The organism is Chitinophaga polysaccharea (genome assembly GCF_007829335.1).
Lineage (GTDB): Bacteria > Bacteroidota > Bacteroidia > Chitinophagales > Chitinophagaceae > Chitinophaga > Chitinophaga polysaccharea_B.
In genome coordinates this window covers 342,573-360,507 of record NZ_VIWO01000003.1, presented here as the reverse complement: position 1 = coordinate 360,507, position 17,935 = coordinate 342,573, and the positions used below count along the sequence as shown (strand labels likewise).

Genomic DNA, 17,935 nt, shown 5'->3' with positions numbered 1-17,935 from the left:
ACAAACCTACCCTATTAAATAACGAAACGGGTCCCCTCACAACGGGGGGCAATAGATAATTTTGCCCTGGAAACTATTACATCTGTCTATGTTCAAGCACAATTTTAAGAAGAGCAACCGTTTGTATTTATTAATAGAGATCATCCTGTATGGTTTGATTACCGCATCGCTCATCGGCTTATTCATGATTTAACTCACTCAAAATCAACCACTCACATCTTTCTGAATTAACATTTTATACCCTGTTACCTATCATTCTGTTGCCCCGCAGCCGGAACAGATTAACATAATCGCCCCACATCTAAAACATATCCATACCCTGTGAATCCGGGGGGCCATTTATTTTTGTTTCCACATGTTTTGAAGTAAACACGTTTTGGAAAAAGATCAGTTACCTATCACCAGCAACCACGTTCCATCAAGGTAAAATCCAGTCAAGTTATGCAGATAAAGAGGGCGATACCGACTGTACCAGCCACACTTCTTACCACGGGATGTTTTGCCGGTCAGGTAGATAAACTGTCGGATGGTATAGTAGTGCATTTAAAACAGCCCGCCCGTAACGGCGCCAGGCAGATAAAATTACAGGTGGTGTCAGACAAAGTGATTCATATAACGTTCACATGAAAAACAGGTACGCCATCAGCAATTTTATTCCGCGGCAGTATGTCTTATGGACGATTGCTCCATCCACGTTATTGGCCTCCGTTATTAACGGAAACACCTATATGCACTCAGTAAAACAAACCATTACCGGCAAGGTACTGGATGCCAAAGATAGCGCGCCGCTTCCCGGGGTTAATATAGTAGTAAAATTAGCTGGGCGACAATGTTGCTTACAATATTATAAAGCTGAACGAAACGAGATGACGCTGGTACAGCAGGGAGATGGCTGGCGTAATATCTGGATGTTCAAGCGGAAAGGGTTTGTATTTTAAAAATCCACTTATGTACACCGGCGGGAATATTCCTGCCGGTATTTTTAAAATCGACGATACTCAGTATTAATAATGCTGTTTTGGTTGTTACCTGTTGCCGGTACTTTCCAGTACCGGCTATTTTTTTGTGGCAGGCCTTGTTCATGGCCGGTCTGTAAATCGCCCTGTGTTATTCCTTATTCTTTTACTATCTTTCAACATACAACGCTTCTTGTCATGGAAATTAAAGTTCTGACAGCGCCCGGACTAGGTAGCTCCGGGCCATTACACTGGCAAACACTGTGGGAGCAGCTGATACCAGGTACCAGACGGATTGAGCAGCGCAGCTGGGATGCCCCGGTATGCGAGGATTGGGTAGCCAGCATAGAGCAGGCAGTGGCGGATGCCGGCCCACAGGTAGTGATTGCTGCCCACAGCCTGGCCTGTATAGCATTGGTGCATTGGGCAGGAAAAACCAGGTTGAAAATTACCGGCGCTTTGCTGGTAGCGCCTGCAGATGCCGAAAGACCGGACTTCCTTCCGGAGGCGCAAGGCTTTTCTCCTATTCCTTTGGAGAAGCTGCCCTTTCCTACTATGGTAGTTGCCAGTACCAATGATCCCTATTGTACGCTGGAAAGAGCAGCTTTTTTAGCCAACCACTGGGGCAGCCGTTTTGTGAATGCGGGCGCCAAAGGCCATATTAACAGTGAATCAGGTTTGGGTGAATGGCAGGAAGGCCAGAATCTCCTGAAAGCGCTGATACAAAACTGGCCTACCCTCTGATGCCGACTTATTTTCCGTTTAGCCTGTAACCACCATTTTCCTTCCCACCGATTCCAACGTTTTTCTTTTGCTGTCAAAAAATATATCTTGCTGTCCGAAGCCAGGACTAAATCGATTTTTCTATCGGAACAATTAACACAAAGATAAAGTCGCGGTGTATGGATACAAGATAGGATTATGTCAACTTTGGCCCCTTAAAACGGGTACTTTTCCCATTTAACAGGTTATAAATCAGATTTTAGGATACAATGAAGAATTTTCTGCCCATACTATCAGGTATACTACTGGCCGGCAGTGCACAGGCCCAAATGCAACAGTATACCATGGCCAATGCACACTCCCATAATGACTATGAACGGGCTACTCCTTTTTATGCCGCTGCTTCACTCCAGTTTGGTTCCATTGAAGCCGATATACACCTGAAAGACGGTGTACTCTATGTGGCCCACGATCCCAGTGCTATCACTCCTTTCCGCACTTTTAAAGAAATGTACCTGCAACCGGTACTGCGACAGTTTGCGCTTTATAATGGGAAACCCTATGCTAACGGTGCTCCCATGCAGTTACTGATAGATCTGAAAACAGCCGGTAGTCCTACGTTACAGGCATTACAGGAACTGTTACTCCCCTATCGCCAGTATTTTGACCGCAGCCAGAACCCTGCCGCTGTGAAGCTGGTCGTCTCCGGGAACTTACCTCCTATGGCAGAATGGTCTAAATACGATCCCATCTTTTTCTTCGATGGCCGACCCGACAGCGTATACCCGGCAGCGTTAAAATCGCGCATTGCCATGCTGAGCGTTGACTTTGGTGCCTATAGTCATTGGAATGGCAAAGGCACGCTGGTACCGGCAGAGTTGGAAAAGGTAACCCATGTCATAGAACGGGTACACCAGCAGGGCTATGCGTTTCGCTTCTGGGGCGCGCCTTCCACCCGCTCTACTTATTATAAGCTGATGGACCTGGGCGTAGACTGGATTGGCTCCGACCATCCGGAAGAGTTATATGATGTGTTGCACAATACCCAACACAACACCGCTTCCAATATGCCGGTACATCCCGTATATACGCCTACGTATGTATCCGATGCTACCCAGGTACGTTCTAAAAACGTGATCCTGATGATTGGTGATGGTACCGGCCTGGCAGAAATGTTTTCCGGTTATACCGCCAACAAAGGTGCGCTGAACATCTTCCAGATGAAACAGCTGGGCTTATCCAAAACCCAGTCTACTGACAATTACCACACTGATTCTGCTGCCGGCGGGTCCGCCATGGGTACCGGGCAGAAAACGCATAACCGCGCCATTGGTCTCGACAATACTTACGTGTCTATCCCGGTATTGCCGGAAATACTGGCGCCTAAAGGCGTGCAGAGCGGCGTCATTGTGACCGAAGAAATTACCGGCGCCACGCCTGCTTCTTTCTACGGCCACACAGCTGACCGTGATAGTACCTATACCCTGGAGCGTCAGCTGCTGAACAGCAAACTGCAACTGGCAGTAGGCGGCGGCCGGGAATCGCTCGACAAAGACTTCGGCCCGCAACTGGCGACTTCCGGCATACAGGTATATGATAACCTCGATAACTGGAACGCCACTACGAAAAACCGTACCCTGGTTATTCTCCCTAATAAAGTAGTGAGTTCCATGCGCAATGGCCGGGGCAACTACCTGAAAACAGCGCTGAAGAAAGCTTTACAGCAGCTCAATGCTTCCGGCAAAGGCTTCTTTTTGATGGTAGAAGGCTCGCGTATTGACCAGGGTGGTCATATGAACGACCTGGATTACCTGGTACGTGAGATGCTCGATTTCGATGAAGCCGTAGGAGAAGCCTTACGCTTTGCCGACCAGGATAAGCAGACGACCGTGATTGTAACTGCTGACCATGAAACCGGCGGCCTCGCCCTCATGGATGGCGATATTGCCAAAGGCACGCTGCGCGGCCATTTTGCTACCAACGACCATACCGGCATCCCGGTGATGGTATTTGCCTATGGTCCTAACTCCCAGCTTTTCCGGGGAGTATATGAGAATAATGAGATTTTTAAGAAAATGATGGCCTGCTTCAAACGCTAGTTGGCAACGGGCCCTGTAAATAGCCACCGGCCAATACCTGGTAGAAGTGAAAACTTTACTGGTATTGGCCTTTTCTTTTTTTATTTTTAAGGGCATTTTTAAAATTCCAGTTATGTCAGTACGCATTGCTTTACTCCTGTCGGCCCTATTATACCTGCAGACCACGTTCGCACAGGAAACCCAACGCATCTATCTTTCCGGCACCGATAAAGATCATACCATTAACTGGGACTTTTATTGTTCCGGCGGCCGCAAAAGCGGACAGTGGACTACCATTCCCGTTCCTTCCAATTGGGAACAGCAGGGATTTGGTAGTTACAACTACGGACATGATAAAATAAAGGCAGATGAAAAAGGCAGCTATCGTTATCGTTTTGAGGCGCCTGCCAACTGGCAACAGCAGCAGGTAAACCTGGTATTTGACGGGGTGATGACCGATGCCGACGTAAAAATCAATGGTCGCGTTGCCGGCGCCATCCACCAGGGCGGTTTTTACCGGTTCAGCTACGATATCAGCAAACTATTACATAAGGGCAGCAACCTGCTGGAGGTAACAGTGAGTAAAATGTCGGCCAATGCCAGTGTGAACAGGGCTGAGCGCAACGGCGATTTTTGGGTATTGGGCGGCATTTACCGGCCCGTTTACCTGGAAGTAAAGCCCAGGGTACATATTAACCGTCTGGCTATTAATGCTACCGCCAAAGGCGACTTTACCGTGCAGGTATTTACCAACAACCTTCCTGCCGGATATACCATCAGCGCACAAGTATTTAGTTTCGATGGCAAGCCGGTACAAGAGGCTGTCATCGCCAACGAGAAAGCATATACTACACTTCCAGACGAGCGCCTGTATACGTTACAGCAGCAGGTGGCGCGTCCCCGCACCTGGAGCGCTGAGTTTCCCCATCGTTACCAGGCGGTCATACAGGTGAAGAACGGTTCCCTGGTAGTGCACAGCGTTACGCAGCCCTTTGGCTTCCGCACCATCGCGGTACGCCCACGGGATGGGATATACGTGAATGGTGTGCGGGTATTGCTAAAAGGTGTAAACCGTCACAGCGCGTGGCCGGAAACCGGTCGCACGCTGAGTAAAGACATCAGCATACTGGATGTAAACCTCATGAAAGAGATGAACATGAATGCGGTGCGCATGTCGCATTACCCGCCGGATGAGCACTTCCTGGATGTATGCGATTCACTGGGACTTTTTGTACTGGACGAACTTACCGGCTGGCAGGCCGCTTACGATACTGTTACCGGGCGGCGGCTGGTAAAAGAGCTGGTGGTACGGGACGTTAACCACCCTTCCGTCATCTTCTGGGATAATGGTAATGAAGGTGGTTTTAATCGGGCCCTGGATGGCGACTATGCCCTTTATGATCCGCAACAGCGGCCGGTCTTACATCCCTGGGAGCGATACAGCGGCATAGACACCAAACACTATCCCGACTACAACTACATAGTGAATTCAAGCTTATATGACCAGCAGGATATCCTGATGCCCACCGAGTTTATGCATGGCCTGTACGATGGCGGTATGGGCGCCGGGTTACAGGACTTTTGGGCGCGTATTTCCCAGCATCCACGGGGTGGTGGCGGCTTCCTGTGGGTATTGGCGGACGAGGGGCTGGTGCGCACTGATAAAGACGGATGGATAGATACCGACGGGAATCATGCCCCTGATGGCATTGTAGGCCCTCACCGGGAGAAAGAGGGCAGCTTTTATGCCATCAAAGACACCTGGTCGCCGGTACAAATATCATTGCCTGTTATTACAGCCGCCTTCAACGGCCGTATACCTGTGGAGAACTGTTATGACTATACATCTCTCTCCCAGTGCGGGTTCCGGTGGCAGCTGCTGCGGTTGCCTTCTCCCGGAAAAGATAACCGGGCAGATACCATCAATGCTGGTTATATTACTGCGCCGGCATTAGCGCCACATACCAAAGGTTTCCTGCAACTGGCACATCCCCGGGACTGGGAGCAGGCCGACGTGCTATATATTACGGTGACCGACCCTTATGGACGGGAGATCTTACAAAAGAGCTGGCCTTTACGGTCGCCGGCGCCGCCGGCAGCCACTGCCAACGGACAACAGGTGACAGCCATGGTTAGCGGAGATACCTTAAACGTTACTGCCGGCAATGCCCGGTATGCGTTTAGCCGTACCAGTGGTCAGCTTATGCATATCGTTGCCAACGGGCGGGTGGTGCCACTCAGCAATGGGCCGGTGCTGGCGGGCGTAACGCAAACCCTGCAACAGTTCAGTCATAGCCCGGGCGACAGCGGTTACATTGTTACTGCCCGTTATGAAGGCAATGGTTTTCTCCAGGTAAAATGGACGATTAAGGCCGGCGTCCCCGCCCAGCTGGATTATAGCTATGGCGTAAAAGGAGAAACGCCGTTTACCGGCATTACCTTTAACTACCCGGAAAATATGGTGAAGGGAATGGCCTGGATTGGCGAAGGGCCGTACCGGGTATGGAAAAACCGGTTGCAGGGGCAGCAGTTTGGCAGCTGGTTTAAAACCTATAATAATACAGTGACCGGTGAGAGCTGGGAGTATCCTGAGTTTAAAGGGTATCATGCACAGGTGCGCCGGGCTACTTTTTACACCACCAGTAACCCGGTTACCTTTTATATCGGTAATGAGGGTACGTTTTTGCAGGTCTTTCGTCCCCAGTCACCCAAGGGAGCGGGCAACAACTATACGGCGCCTGCCTTTCCAGACGGAGATATCGGTTTTATGAGTGCTATTTCGCCCATAGGTACCAAGTTCCAGGAAGCTGCCCGGATGGGACCTGAAAGCCAGGGCAACCTGATGCTGAATTATACGCCGGTCAGTGGACGTATATGGATAGATGCTGGTATGTAAAGGATCAGCGCAGGTTGCCGGGATCTGTCACAAAGTTCAGGAAGGCATTGAATTTCGCGTTATACTTGCGCTTGTCCAGTTTAAAATAGAACGCGCCCCGCTTGGAGCTCAGGCGGTCTTTATCCTTTTGTTTGATGAGCAGGCCGGTAGACAATACTTTACGGCTAAAGTTACGTTTGTCGAAAGTAACATCGTATACCGCTTCATAGAGGAGCTGAAGTTGCGGAATGGTAAACTTCAGTGGCAGCAGCTCAAACAGGATGGGATGTATAGCGGCTTTATAGCGGAGCTTTTCCTGGGCCATCTTTACCATTTCGGTATGGTCGAAGATGAGGTCCGGCAGCTGATCGAGGGCAATCCATTCAGCGTGGTATTCGTCGCTGATCTGCAGCTTGTACTGGTTAATGTCTATCAGTGCAAAGTAGGTGATGGATACGGTACGTTCTACCGGATCGCGGGAAGGATCGCCGAAGGCAAACAACTGTTCCATATATACGCCTTCCAGGCCGGTGAGCTTATGCAGTACACGTTCAGCGGCGGTTTCAAAGCTTTCGTTGGGTTGTACAAACCCACCCATCAGGCTCCATTTGTTCTTCTGGGGCTCGAACCCGCGCTTTATCAGTAACAGTTTTAATGCTTCTCCATCAAAGCCAAAAATGATACAGTCAACTGCCACCAGCATTCTTGACTGCCCGGAATAACGTGTCATACCAGCAAAATTTTATATAACCCAGCAATTTATAATTCCCTGTTGACATTAAGAAATTATATTGTCAGATTCGGGAATTATGCCAACAGTTGTTGCAACACCGGATCGGTGTAATCTGTCACGAAAGCGATAATATTATCGTAGGCCGCAAATTCCCCGCGGGTATGCATGGTCGTTAGCACCACGGCTTTCATACCTGCATTCAATGCCGCTTCCACCCCTTTGGGTGCATCTTCAAACACGATGCAGTTGGCTGGCGCTATATCCAGCGCTGCAGCACATTGCAGGAATACTTCCGGGTTGGGCTTACTGGTAGCAACCTGTTCGGCCCCGATGATGGCGCTCATATAGTGGCGGATATGCAGATTATCCAATACGTAGTCGATATTAAATGCATTGGCCGCAGAGCCAATGGCCATGGGGATATGTGTGGCGGCGGCTTTTTCCAGGAAGGCAGGTAAGCCGGCAATCAGCTCCAGGTGAGGACGAAAGGCTTCCTGGTACAGTACTTCTTTTTCATGAGCTATTTCGCTCATCTGTTGCGGCGTGAAGTGGTTTTCTCCGAAGATGCGTACCAGCAGTTCTTCGTTCTTACCATACATATGACTCCTCACTACCTCTCTTGAAAGATTGGCGCCCAGCCTGTTCAACATGTTGAACCACCCTTCCAGGTGGAATTCCATGTCATTGATCATGGTGCCATTCATATCAAATAAAAACGCTTTTTGCTGCTGTATCATAAGGCCCTTTTTAGTAAGGCGCAAAGATACACGATTCCCTCGTTTTTTTCCTGCCCTGGTAATGCTATAAGGGCCACCGGGCAGGAAAAAAACCATCTCTATTTATTCCAGCATCTTTTTCAGTCCGGTTTCGTAGTTGGCAATTTCGGCAGAAAGCGTATCTACCAAAGGCTTGCGGCTACCTTTATCTCCCTCCAGTATAATACTCCATCTTACTACCGACATATCATCCTTATCCGGCATGGATTCTACCAGGGCGGTTACCGTAGCACGGGTAATGCCCGCCGGCAGCGGGGAAACGATGTTGAATACAAAAAACTTATAGGATTCATGTACCTGCTCAATCGCATCTTTACGTTTGGTGTTGTCGGCGAAAGTAATTTCCCGCACACGGTTATCGCCTTCCCCGGTGATCTGTACGTCTTTAATCATGCCATTAGAGTAATCCTTTACCTGTGGCAGGTTCCGGATGACCCGCCAGATTTTCACGGGAGAGTTTTTGATGATGGTTTCGTGGGTATAATCCGGTATGATCTTCTTTGCTGCCTGTATTTGAGCCATGGTGGCGGTACTGCAACAGATTAACAACAGTGTGAGTATTCTCTTCATAAACGTTACTTAATTACAGGTGATTTCATTATTTACCAAAAATCTGTTCCAGCTTGCTGGTCAGCTCTTCGCCGCGCAGGTTTACGGCTACAATTTTCCCTTCTTTGTCGATCAGGAAGTTGCTGGGAACTGCCCGGATATTGTATTCTTTCGCTACTGCATTTTTCCAGCCTTTCAGATCGCTGACATGTGTCCATTCGAGACCGTCATCTTTGATGGCTTTTATCCAGGCGTCTTTCTTATCATCCAATGATACGCCCAGTATTTCCAGGCCTTTGACGTGGAAGCGTTCGTAATTGTCCAGTACATTGGGATTTTCTGCGCGACAAGGTCCACACCAGCTGGCCCAGAAGTCGAGCAGCACATATTTACCACGGTAATCCGACAGCTTTATCGGTTTTCCGTTGGTGTTATTCTGTACAAAGTCCATGGCTACCGCGCCGATGCCGGTTTTCCGGGCAATGGCTTCTGCTCTTTCTATGTCTTCCCTTTTCTGTTTAGCTTCTGCCAGCCAGGGATATGCTTTGGCGAGGCGGCTTGCTTCTGCCAGGATCAGCTCCTTATCCTTGCGGGGATGCAGGTAGTCCAGCGCATACATCAACACCGGCGTGTGCTGGTTCATGCGAATGAGTAGCTTTATTCTCTCTCGCATGTCGTTACTCAACCAGTCGTACTGCCTGCCCAGCGCTTTCTCCAGCGCTGTGTCTTTGGCCAGCGAAGCCTTGTATTGCAGCTGTCCGTTTTCAATTGATTGCTGGTAGTTACGATAGCTGATAAAGTTCACCTGGTTAATCAGGTCATTTTCTTTACTCCCTTCAATAAATACGTAGGGAGGATTTTTATACTTGATTTTCGCGGTATCCATGCCACGGAAATCGATCTTCAGGTTGTCTTTTCCAGCCCAGATGGTAAGGCGGTCTTCTTCAAACTCGTTGAGAATATAGAATTGTGGCCTGGTGGCATCGATCTTAACGCTATAGCTACCATCGGGTTTCAGGTGAATGGTGTCGATGGTCACCCGTTCATCGCCTACTTGTTTCTGTACGCGGAAGGGGAACTTTTGTTGTTGTTCTGCCGGCGGCGGAAATTTAATTTTACCACTTACGGTGATAAACTTCTTTCCCTGCTGCGCCGTGGCGGAGAGCGTACTTCCCGCCAGCAGCAACAGTATGCCGGCAAATGCATGTTGGCATCGTTTCATGTAAAAGTGTTTGATGAAGTTATTGCATGGTAGCCATAGGAATGGCTTTTGTGATCTTACCGGTGGCTGGTTTAGACGTTTCTGCTGTAGTTACCTTTCTTCCGCCAAACAGTTCTGCCAGTTTCTTTTCAATAGCACCGGTTCCATCGGAATTAAAACCAACTTCTTTCATCAGGATCACGCCATCGGGGCTGATCAGGTAAGTGGTAGGTACGCCGGTGATGGCAAAGCCGCTGCCTGCAATATTGATATTGTCCAGCGTTTGCTTCCAGGGATTGTTTTCCTGCGCCACTGCTTTCAACCAGTCCTCCTTACTCTTATCGATGGAGATGCTGTAAATATCAAAGTTCTGATCTTTATACTGCTGGAATACTTCACGCATATGCGGGAATGATTTACGGCAGGGACCGCACCAGCTAGCCCAGAAATCGATCAGCACATACTTTCCTTTGAACTGGCTGAATGCGAGGGGTTGATCTTTTTCATCCGGCAGAGTAAAGTTTTTCACTTTTCTGCCTACGGCTGAATTTTTAAGTCCCTGTGCGAATTCGTGAAACTCTTTGGCTTCTTTTGTTTGTTTCATCTTAGAAGACAACCCTTCGTACAGCCGATTCTGTTGATCTATCGTCATGATACTTTTGGATTCTCCCAGGCTAAATACCGATGCATAGGAATCCGGATGTTCTTTGACCAGCTTTTGCAGCAAGGGCACCAGGTATTGTTGCTGCAAAGCTTTCTGTCTTTCTTCGAACGCGGCGTAGCGGGGATCTGATTCCTGCAGCCACGGCTGGCCATATTCTTTCTTCAGCACTTCACTGATAGATTTCCAGGCGGCCGATTTATCCTTTCCGTAGGCCTGTAATAATTCTACTGCTTCTGAACCTTTTACGGTGGAGGCATTCAGTCCTTTGGCGATATCGCTGGTAACCGTGTAAGTAACGGGTTTATCCATGAGAATACCGAAGGGTGTATACATTTGCCTTTCCGCCTTTATGTATTCCGGGTACAGGATCAGGAATACGGGTTCCTTAAAGGGGATATGAAAGGTATATTTCCCGTTTTCTATCGTGGTAGAGTCGTGATAAGTGCGGGAGTAGAGATACATTTTATTGTGTCCTTTCAGATCGCCGGTAATGGTGCCCTGGAGTATGATCTCCTGGCCAGTTTGGGCAAAGCTGCCCAAACTGATCAGGGTCCCCGAAATGGCTGTGATGATTTTCTTCATTTGCATGTATTTTAGTTTCCGTATGATAATCAGTAGCCTGGATTTTGTTTGATCAGGCCTTGGGTGATATCTATTTCATGCTGGGGAACCGGCAAGGCATAGCGGTTGGCCGGCAATTGCGGGTTGGGCGCCATGTCGTTGCGGATGGCATCGAAGCGGGCAAATCCTTCAAAGGCCAGTTCCCATTTGCGTTCCTGCAATATGCGGGTAATGAGGTCCGTGGGTGTGCCAAAATCTGCAGCCGTATATACATGCGGCACGCCATTTTTCGTATAGGCGCGGGCGTATACCTGGTTAAGCAGGTTGATAGAAGTGCCGTTAATACCCTGCGTATGCGCCAGTGCTTCTGCAGCGGTGAGCATTACTTCCGGCAAGCGTATCATGGGCACATTATCCCTTGTATTTGTATCTGTGAATTTGCGGATAATGGCTTTATAATACAGCATCAGGCTGTCATTTCTTTCATCTCCTGCGCCATAAGTTGCCAGAAAGGAAGGCAGCGGCTTGGTATAGCCGGAAGCGTAGTAAATACCGTTATTATCGTTGTACTTAGATGACTTGTTATAGCTTTCCGGGAAGGCAAACAGGAGTTCGCTGCTGAGCGGGTAGCTTCCGGTACTCTGCTTGTTATGATCCGGCCACAACGTCCAGAAATTGGATTGCAGCTGGTAATAGTTACCGGCCATTGCTGCCTGGGCGTAAGCGGCGGCTTTGTCGTATTGACGGGTATACAGGCAGGTTCTGGCAGCCAGCGCATTGGCAGCACCTTTAGTAGCACGACTCGCCTGGTTTAGTGCATCGCCGCGGTTCGCCGGCAGATCTGCAATGGCTTCATCCAGGTCTTTCAATATCTGCGTGTATACGGCCTTATTGGTAGCACGGGGTATATCCTGGGAACCATCATAACCATCGAACGCGCCGAGGCGCAGCGGTACGCCCATATTATCCGGTTTGTTTTGCAGTGCACCATCACCGTACAATTGGATCAGGGTCAGATAACAAAATGCGCGGATAAATTTGGCCTCAGCTATATACACCGCTTGCCTGGACTTATCGAATTGTGCCCATCTTGGCAACTGTGTAATGATCACGTTCGCCTGGTTAATGGCCAGGTAAGGAGCAGACCACAGGGAAGCGTAGTTTTCACTACTCGGGTCGATGGTTCCGTTTACAATATTCTGATCAAAACCACTGGCAACATTACCCGTAACATCTCCAAATATGTAGTTATTACCGGCGCAGGCATTCATCATACGGATATAAGTATCCGCAAGGTAGTTGACGGTGGTAGGTTCGTTCTTCAGCAATTCCGACTCTACCATGGTATTTTCCGGCTTCAGGTCCAGTTGCTTGTTGCAGGCACAAAGTGCCAGCAACAAGGTAAACAAGCTTATATGGTATCTGTATTTTTTCATATCCGGCTCAGTTTAAAATTTTAGAAAGATGCTTTCAATCCAATTCTCCAGGTACGCGGAGCAGGCATGGTTAATTCATCATACCCCATATTCAACGCAGACGATCCATATGCGCTTACTTCCGGATCGAGTCCTGAATACTTCGTGAGGATAAACACATTGTTTGCTTCGGCATATACTTTCAGGGCGGTCAGTATTCTCATACGCTTCAGCGCATCTTTGTTGAAATTATATCCTAACACGACGCTGCGCAATTTGAGGAAGGAAGCGTCTTCCAGGAACCGGGAATTTTTCCGGTCGAGTGTATAATCATAAGAGGTACCGAAACCTGCAGGTGAATAGTTGGAGTTATTGAAGAGGGCCGGGATACTTGTTTGCTGTCCTGGTGTTTTCCAATAATCCAGCAGGTCTGTGGAGAGGTTGTACACATTGTTGGCAAAATAAGAGCTACCCAGGTAGCTGTACATACCTGCCTTAGCCCCGTTATACATTTTATTGCCTGCGGAGAAGGAGAAGAAACAGTTCAGTTCAAATCCTTTATAGGTAAAGTTGTTACCAAATCCGCCAAATACAACCGGCATGGCATCACCCATATATTTCCGATGGGTATAGGGAGCATTGGGATATTGCACCTGGATGGGCTTTTCTGAAAGTTTGCCGCCGTTATCGCTCCACTGTGGTTGCCCGTTATCAGGATTTACGCCTGCCCAGTCATACAGATAAAAGGCAGTGGCAGAATGGCCCACGCGCCAGAAGCGGCCACCAGAAGTTTCATTTTGTTGTGCCAATTGTTCTTCATTGATCTGGTGTAAACGGGTAACGATGTTACGGTTACCTGAAATATTGAAGGTGGTGGTCCAGGTGAACGCCTTGTGGTTGATGTTTTGTGTGGTTACACTAAACTCCAACCCTTTGTTGTTGAGGTCCGCGCGGTTCTGTTGTTGCAGGCTGAAGCCCATAAAGTAAGGCAGGGCAGATTGCAGGATGGCATTGGAAGTTTGACGGCGATAGTAGTCTAACGTAGCATTGATACGACCGTTCAGTAAACTGATATCAGCGCCTATGTTCCAGGTGGTGGTACGTTCCCATTGCAGGTTGGGATTAGCCGGTTGTTTGTTAGCAATGGTAGGTGTATTGCCATAGGTAGCGCCGTACACGTCTATAATATACTGGCCCTGGTTACCGTAGTAGCCATTACCGCCATCATTGCCCGTAAATCCTACGCTGGCACGTACTTTCAGCTGATCAATTCCTTTTACGCCTTTCAGAAAACTTTCCTCACTGGGCACCCATCCCAGGGCAAAGGAAGGAAATCCTACATAGCGGTGATTGGCGGAGAAACGGGAGGAGCCATCCATGCGATAGGTAACGCCGGCCAGGTAGCGGTGTTTGAATTCATAGTTCAGGCGACCCAGGTAAGATACCTGTGCCCACTGCTGTTGCAAAGAGTTCAGTACTCTTTTATTGTTAGCGGTAATGATACTCAGCATGTCGTCGTTGAGGAATTGGGTACCATATACGGTATTAATATTTTCTACTGATTTTTCGTAGCTCTGTCCCACCATGGCGCTGATGGCATGTCCATCGCCGATCATTTTGTTAAAGTCGAGGCGGTTGTTGATCACCCATTTGCGGAGTTGCTGCTGGGATTCATTCGCGCTACCACCCACGGTTCTGGGGCGATCGATGATACGGTCGTAGGAACGGGAATTAATCCAGTCTATTCCCATGTCGGTGTGCGCGTTAAGCCCCGGTAATATTTTCAGGTCGGCAAATACATTGCCCAGCACACGGCTGTCGGTGCTATAATTTTGGCCGGAACGTGCCTCGCCAACCGGGTTGGATACATCTTCCGGACCGGTAGGATTTTTACCAAACAGCCAGTTATATTTCCCGGTGCTATCGTATACACCGATGTTGGGTGCTTTTTGTACGGCGCTGCGATACACACTTTGCGCGTTGAGTGAGTTATTGGTAGCCTGGTTCATGGACATGCTCACTCCTACTTTGAGCGACTTAAGCACCTGGTTATCGAAGTTCACACGTGCCTGGTAGCGGGTAAAATCGTTGTTGACGATATAAGATTGCTCCTTATTATAACCCAGGCTTACATAATAATTGGATTTATCAGTACTGCCACTCATAGATACCTGCGCATCCTGGCCAATGGCATTGCGTACTATTTCATCGAGCCAGTTGGTGTTCAAGCCTTTAGGAAATTTGTAATTAAGTGGAATGTACCAACCGGACTGGGCTTTACCGATAGAATCCTTCTGCCTGAAAAGTTCGTTATAAAAATCTGCGTACTGATCACCTGTCATGAGAGATGGTAAATTACGGGGCTTGCTCACCGACAAGCTGTATTGCGCATCTACCCGCATTTTACCACGGCTTCCCTTCTTGGTGGTGATGAGTATTACACCGGCAGATCCCCGGGAACCATAGATGGCGGTTGAATAGGCATCTTTCAGCACCTCTATGGATTCAATATCATCCGGGTTAATAGTAGCCAGTGGATTTTTTTCAAAGGTGGTGGGCTGACGGTATTCATTCTGTACCTGGTTACCTCCGAAAGAAAAGCCCTGTGCCTGGCCCTGGTTATAGTTGACGGTATTGAGATTTGGATCAATACCATAAATCGGTACCCCATCTACCACAATCAGTGGCGAGTTACCGTTTGGATTCAGCGTACTGATACCGCGGATGGTAATATTGGTGGCCGCTCCAGGCACACCGCTGGAGGGAGCAATGAATACACCGGGCAATTTACCCACCATGGCCTGATCCAGCGTAATGGGCGTTTGACCGGGTTCTTTACCGGGTGAGTAACTGGCCACAGATCCCAGCAGACTTCGTCTCTCCTGTACGCCGTAACCAATTACCACCGCTTCAGTTAAATGAGAAGCCGCAACAGTCATCACTATTTTTTGCATAGCTACTGCGCCGGAAAGTACTTTCACGGCAGGTACCGTTTGAGCTGCAAATCCGATGCTGGTAAAGGCAAGTTGATAAGTGCCGGCGGGCACGGTGATTTCAAAGCTGCCATCAGCATTGGTAACTGCATAGTACTTTGTACCTTCCAGTTTTATCGTCACTCCCGGTATCGGCGTGCCGCCTGGGCCATCGGTGACAACGCCCCTGATTTTGCCGGGACCCGTTTGTGGCGGCGCCAGAGCGATAGCAGGCGTAGCTGCTTTTACAATGAGCAGCACCCCGTTTTTCTCCTGGTAATGGAGCGGCGTATTGGTTAACAAAGCAGCTAATACTTTGTCCAGCCGTTCATTTACAAATTTCATTTTTTTCACCTGGTAGCGTACCAGTTCCTGGTTATCGTACCCGAAAGAAAGGTGATAGTTGGATTCTAATTTTTTGACACAGGAAGCGAGTGATTCGTTCTCAAATTTTTCTGTCACCCTTACCTTTTGTAACAGTTGGCTATAGCCGTTGTTGGCATACAAGAGGGTGAAACCTCCCAGTATAAAGACAGTGACCATTACGCTCCATCTCATAAGACCTGGTATAAAAGTTAGCGTAAGCGATTTTTGCATATATTTGGTTGATTTTAGTGTTAACTAAATGCATATACCAGTCATCAAGCGTGTCTGCAATTCACTGCCTGACTGTTATATAACTTTTCTAAAACCGTGTCTGCGCCAACAGACGCGGTTTTTTATTCCCTATGGGACATAGCTATCGCAGGGATGGTAGTAGCTGTAGCCATCCTTACCTATTTTGGTTGCATCCTCCTTGTATGCGCGTATTAGTTTTTACGATGTATAGTAATCTCTTTCTCTTTTATATCATATTGTACGGGATGAATACTGTTCACCAGGTCTAATACCTGTGTGATAGTGAGTTGTTTACTGCATCGCAGTGTGTATTCGTCGTGTTTCATTTCTGCCGGATTAAAGCGGATGTGTACTCCGTATTGATTTTCCAGCGTCAGGGCCAGTTCAGCAAAGCTTACCTGGGAAAGGCTGATCATTCCATTGGCCCATTCATTGATTTGTTGGTTGTCTGCCTTTGATTTCATGTATTGTTGCGCCGACCGGCTAAACGTGAGCTGGTCGTTAGCACTGAGTACATCTAATCCTTTTTGGTCGTGCAGTACCTTTACCATCCCGGTTTTTACCGTCACCTGGGTTTCATCCAGCGTGCTATAGGCCTTTACATCAAAGGAGGTACCGAGTACCTGCACATGAATATCTTGTGTATGTACTTCAAACGGACGATGTTCATCTTGTTTTACATCAAAGAACCCTTCTCCATCCAGCTTCACTGTACGTACGTCACCAAATTCCTGCGGATATTCCATTTTAGCGCCGGCATTGAGCCATACGTGGGTGCTATCCGGCAGGAACAGTTCCTGTTGCAGTCCCGCAGCCACTGCTATCTGTATCATTTTATGACGAGGCTCCCAGCTATGCATAAACCACCAGCCGCCTGCTCCTATCACTCCGGCCACCACTGCTGCCGCTATCTGCCAACGATAGCGCATTCGAACTACGGGTACTTCTTCCGGCTCCAGTTGCGCGTGAATTCCCTCCAGCACACCTGTTTTCAGTTGCTGTTTATGGGCTTCATCCCGGAATGTATACGCCGGTTGCCCGTCCCGGGAATGATACCAGTCTTGCAGCCATTGCAGTTCTTGTGGAGTACAGGTTCCGGTTTCAAGCCTCTGGAGAATCCCTGCTATTTTATCTTGATCATCCACGCTTTTAACCATTTGTATGGTTAAAGACACCGCTGTGAAACGGTAGTACTAGGTCGGTAAAAAAAATTTTTATTGGTAGTTGCCCAGCCGTTCTTTCAGGCGTTTCAGGGCGGAGGTGAGCTGGTTTTTTACTGTTTGCTGGGAGATATCCAACCGGGTGGCTGTTTCCTGCACCGACAGGCCGTCACGGCGACTCAGGAGGTATACTTCCTTCATTTTTTCGGGCATATCTGCGATGGTTTTACTGATCACCTGTTGTATTTCTGCCAGGAAAAGGTGGTCATCTGCCGAAGGCAAAATCGGATGAGGAAACGCGGAAAAAACGTCGAGATGCTTTAAGTAATTGTTATGATTACGGAGATGGTTGAGCACACGATACTTGAGCGAAACGAAAAGGTAAGCGTCCAGCTGCTCCCGGATGACAATTGCTTTTCTTTTATGCCATAGGGCTACAAACACTTCCTGTAAACAATCTTTTGCATCTGCTTCATTCTTCAGCCTGGCGTATGCTGCGATGTATAGCCGTTCCCAATAACGGTGGTATAGCTCATCGAAGGCAGCTCTATCGTCCAGTAACTGCATGCGTTCCAGCAGTGCGGAATCCGACAAGTCCATCAATCACAAAAAAGGTTTAAACGTAAATATATGTAAAAGCCCTGCAAAAAAACA

The 17,935-nt window shown here is 48.4% G+C and carries 14 protein-coding genes; 5 read left to right on the top strand and 9 right to left on the bottom strand.

Annotation, left to right across the window (positions count from 1 at the left end; all coding sequences use genetic code 11):
- The first annotated feature begins 441 nt into the window (after window positions 1-441).
- From FHW36_RS13055 to FHW36_RS13035, 5 genes are all read left to right on the top strand, one after another.
- Entirely contained in the window at window positions 442-627 is a 186-nt protein-coding gene (locus FHW36_RS13055) for a hypothetical protein (RefSeq protein ID WP_145669197.1), read from the top strand.
- Window positions 624-938 (top strand): carboxypeptidase-like regulatory domain-containing protein, encoded by a 315-nt coding sequence (locus tag FHW36_RS13050; RefSeq protein WP_145669188.1) that lies wholly within the window; start codon window positions 624-626, stop codon window positions 936-938. Before FHW36_RS13055 ends, FHW36_RS13050 begins: the two co-directional genes overlap by 4 nt.
- A 216-nt stretch (window positions 939-1,154) precedes the next feature.
- The gene (locus FHW36_RS13045; RefSeq protein ID WP_145669185.1) at window positions 1,155-1,700 is read left to right on the top strand and encodes an RBBP9/YdeN family alpha/beta hydrolase; all 546 of its coding nucleotides are present in this window, start codon (window positions 1,155-1,157) and stop codon (window positions 1,698-1,700) included.
- 248 nt (window positions 1,701-1,948) lie between these two features.
- Entirely contained in the window at window positions 1,949-3,778 is a 1,830-nt protein-coding gene (locus tag FHW36_RS13040; protein ID WP_145669182.1) for an alkaline phosphatase, read from the top strand.
- Between the two features lie 112 nt (window positions 3,779-3,890).
- Entirely contained in the window at window positions 3,891-6,653 is a 2,763-nt protein-coding gene (locus tag FHW36_RS13035; protein ID WP_145669179.1) for a glycoside hydrolase family 2 protein, read from the top strand.
- A gap of 4 nt (window positions 6,654-6,657) precedes the next feature.
- Here the strand turns inward: FHW36_RS13035 and FHW36_RS13030 are convergent, their stop codons facing one another.
- The 9 genes from FHW36_RS13030 to FHW36_RS12990 all read right to left on the bottom strand — a co-directional run bounded on the left by FHW36_RS13030 (window position 6,658) and on the right by FHW36_RS12990 (window position 17,881).
- Window positions 6,658-7,362, bottom strand: coding sequence for an NUDIX hydrolase (locus FHW36_RS13030; protein WP_145669176.1), 705 nt, complete (start codon window positions 7,360-7,362; stop codon window positions 6,658-6,660).
- Between the two features lie 77 nt (window positions 7,363-7,439).
- Complete coding sequence (locus FHW36_RS13025; protein WP_145669173.1) at window positions 7,440-8,102, bottom strand: HAD family hydrolase; 663 nt, start codon at window positions 8,100-8,102, stop codon at window positions 7,440-7,442.
- 102 nt (window positions 8,103-8,204) lie between these two features.
- Complete coding sequence (locus FHW36_RS13020) at window positions 8,205-8,711, bottom strand: hypothetical protein (RefSeq protein WP_145669170.1); 507 nt, start codon at window positions 8,709-8,711, stop codon at window positions 8,205-8,207.
- 28 nt (window positions 8,712-8,739) lie between these two features.
- Window positions 8,740-9,912 carry a TlpA disulfide reductase family protein gene (locus tag FHW36_RS13015; RefSeq protein WP_145669167.1) on the bottom strand — a complete coding sequence of 391 codons (1,173 nt, stop codon included), beginning with the start codon at window positions 9,910-9,912 and terminating at the stop codon, window positions 8,740-8,742.
- 19 nt (window positions 9,913-9,931) lie between these two features.
- Entirely contained in the window at window positions 9,932-11,137 is a 1,206-nt protein-coding gene (locus FHW36_RS13010) for an AhpC/TSA family protein (protein WP_186452422.1), read from the bottom strand.
- Window positions 11,138-11,166: 29 nt separating this feature from the next.
- Complete coding sequence (locus FHW36_RS13005) at window positions 11,167-12,552, bottom strand: RagB/SusD family nutrient uptake outer membrane protein (RefSeq protein WP_145669161.1); 1,386 nt, start codon at window positions 12,550-12,552, stop codon at window positions 11,167-11,169.
- A gap of 20 nt (window positions 12,553-12,572) precedes the next feature.
- Window positions 12,573-16,061, bottom strand: a complete 3,489-nt coding sequence (locus tag FHW36_RS13000; RefSeq protein WP_186452421.1) for a SusC/RagA family TonB-linked outer membrane protein — start codon at window positions 16,059-16,061, stop codon at window positions 12,573-12,575.
- Window positions 16,062-16,312: 251 nt separating this feature from the next.
- Window positions 16,313-17,266: a FecR family protein gene (locus FHW36_RS12995; RefSeq protein ID WP_186452420.1), complete on the bottom strand. Its 954-nt coding sequence runs from the start codon at window positions 17,264-17,266 to the stop codon at window positions 16,313-16,315.
- A 69-nt stretch (window positions 17,267-17,335) separates the two neighbouring features.
- A complete protein-coding gene (locus FHW36_RS12990; protein WP_145669151.1) occupies window positions 17,336-17,881 on the bottom strand; it encodes an RNA polymerase sigma factor in 546 nt (181 codons plus the stop codon).
- Window positions 17,882-17,935: the final 54 nt, after the last annotated feature.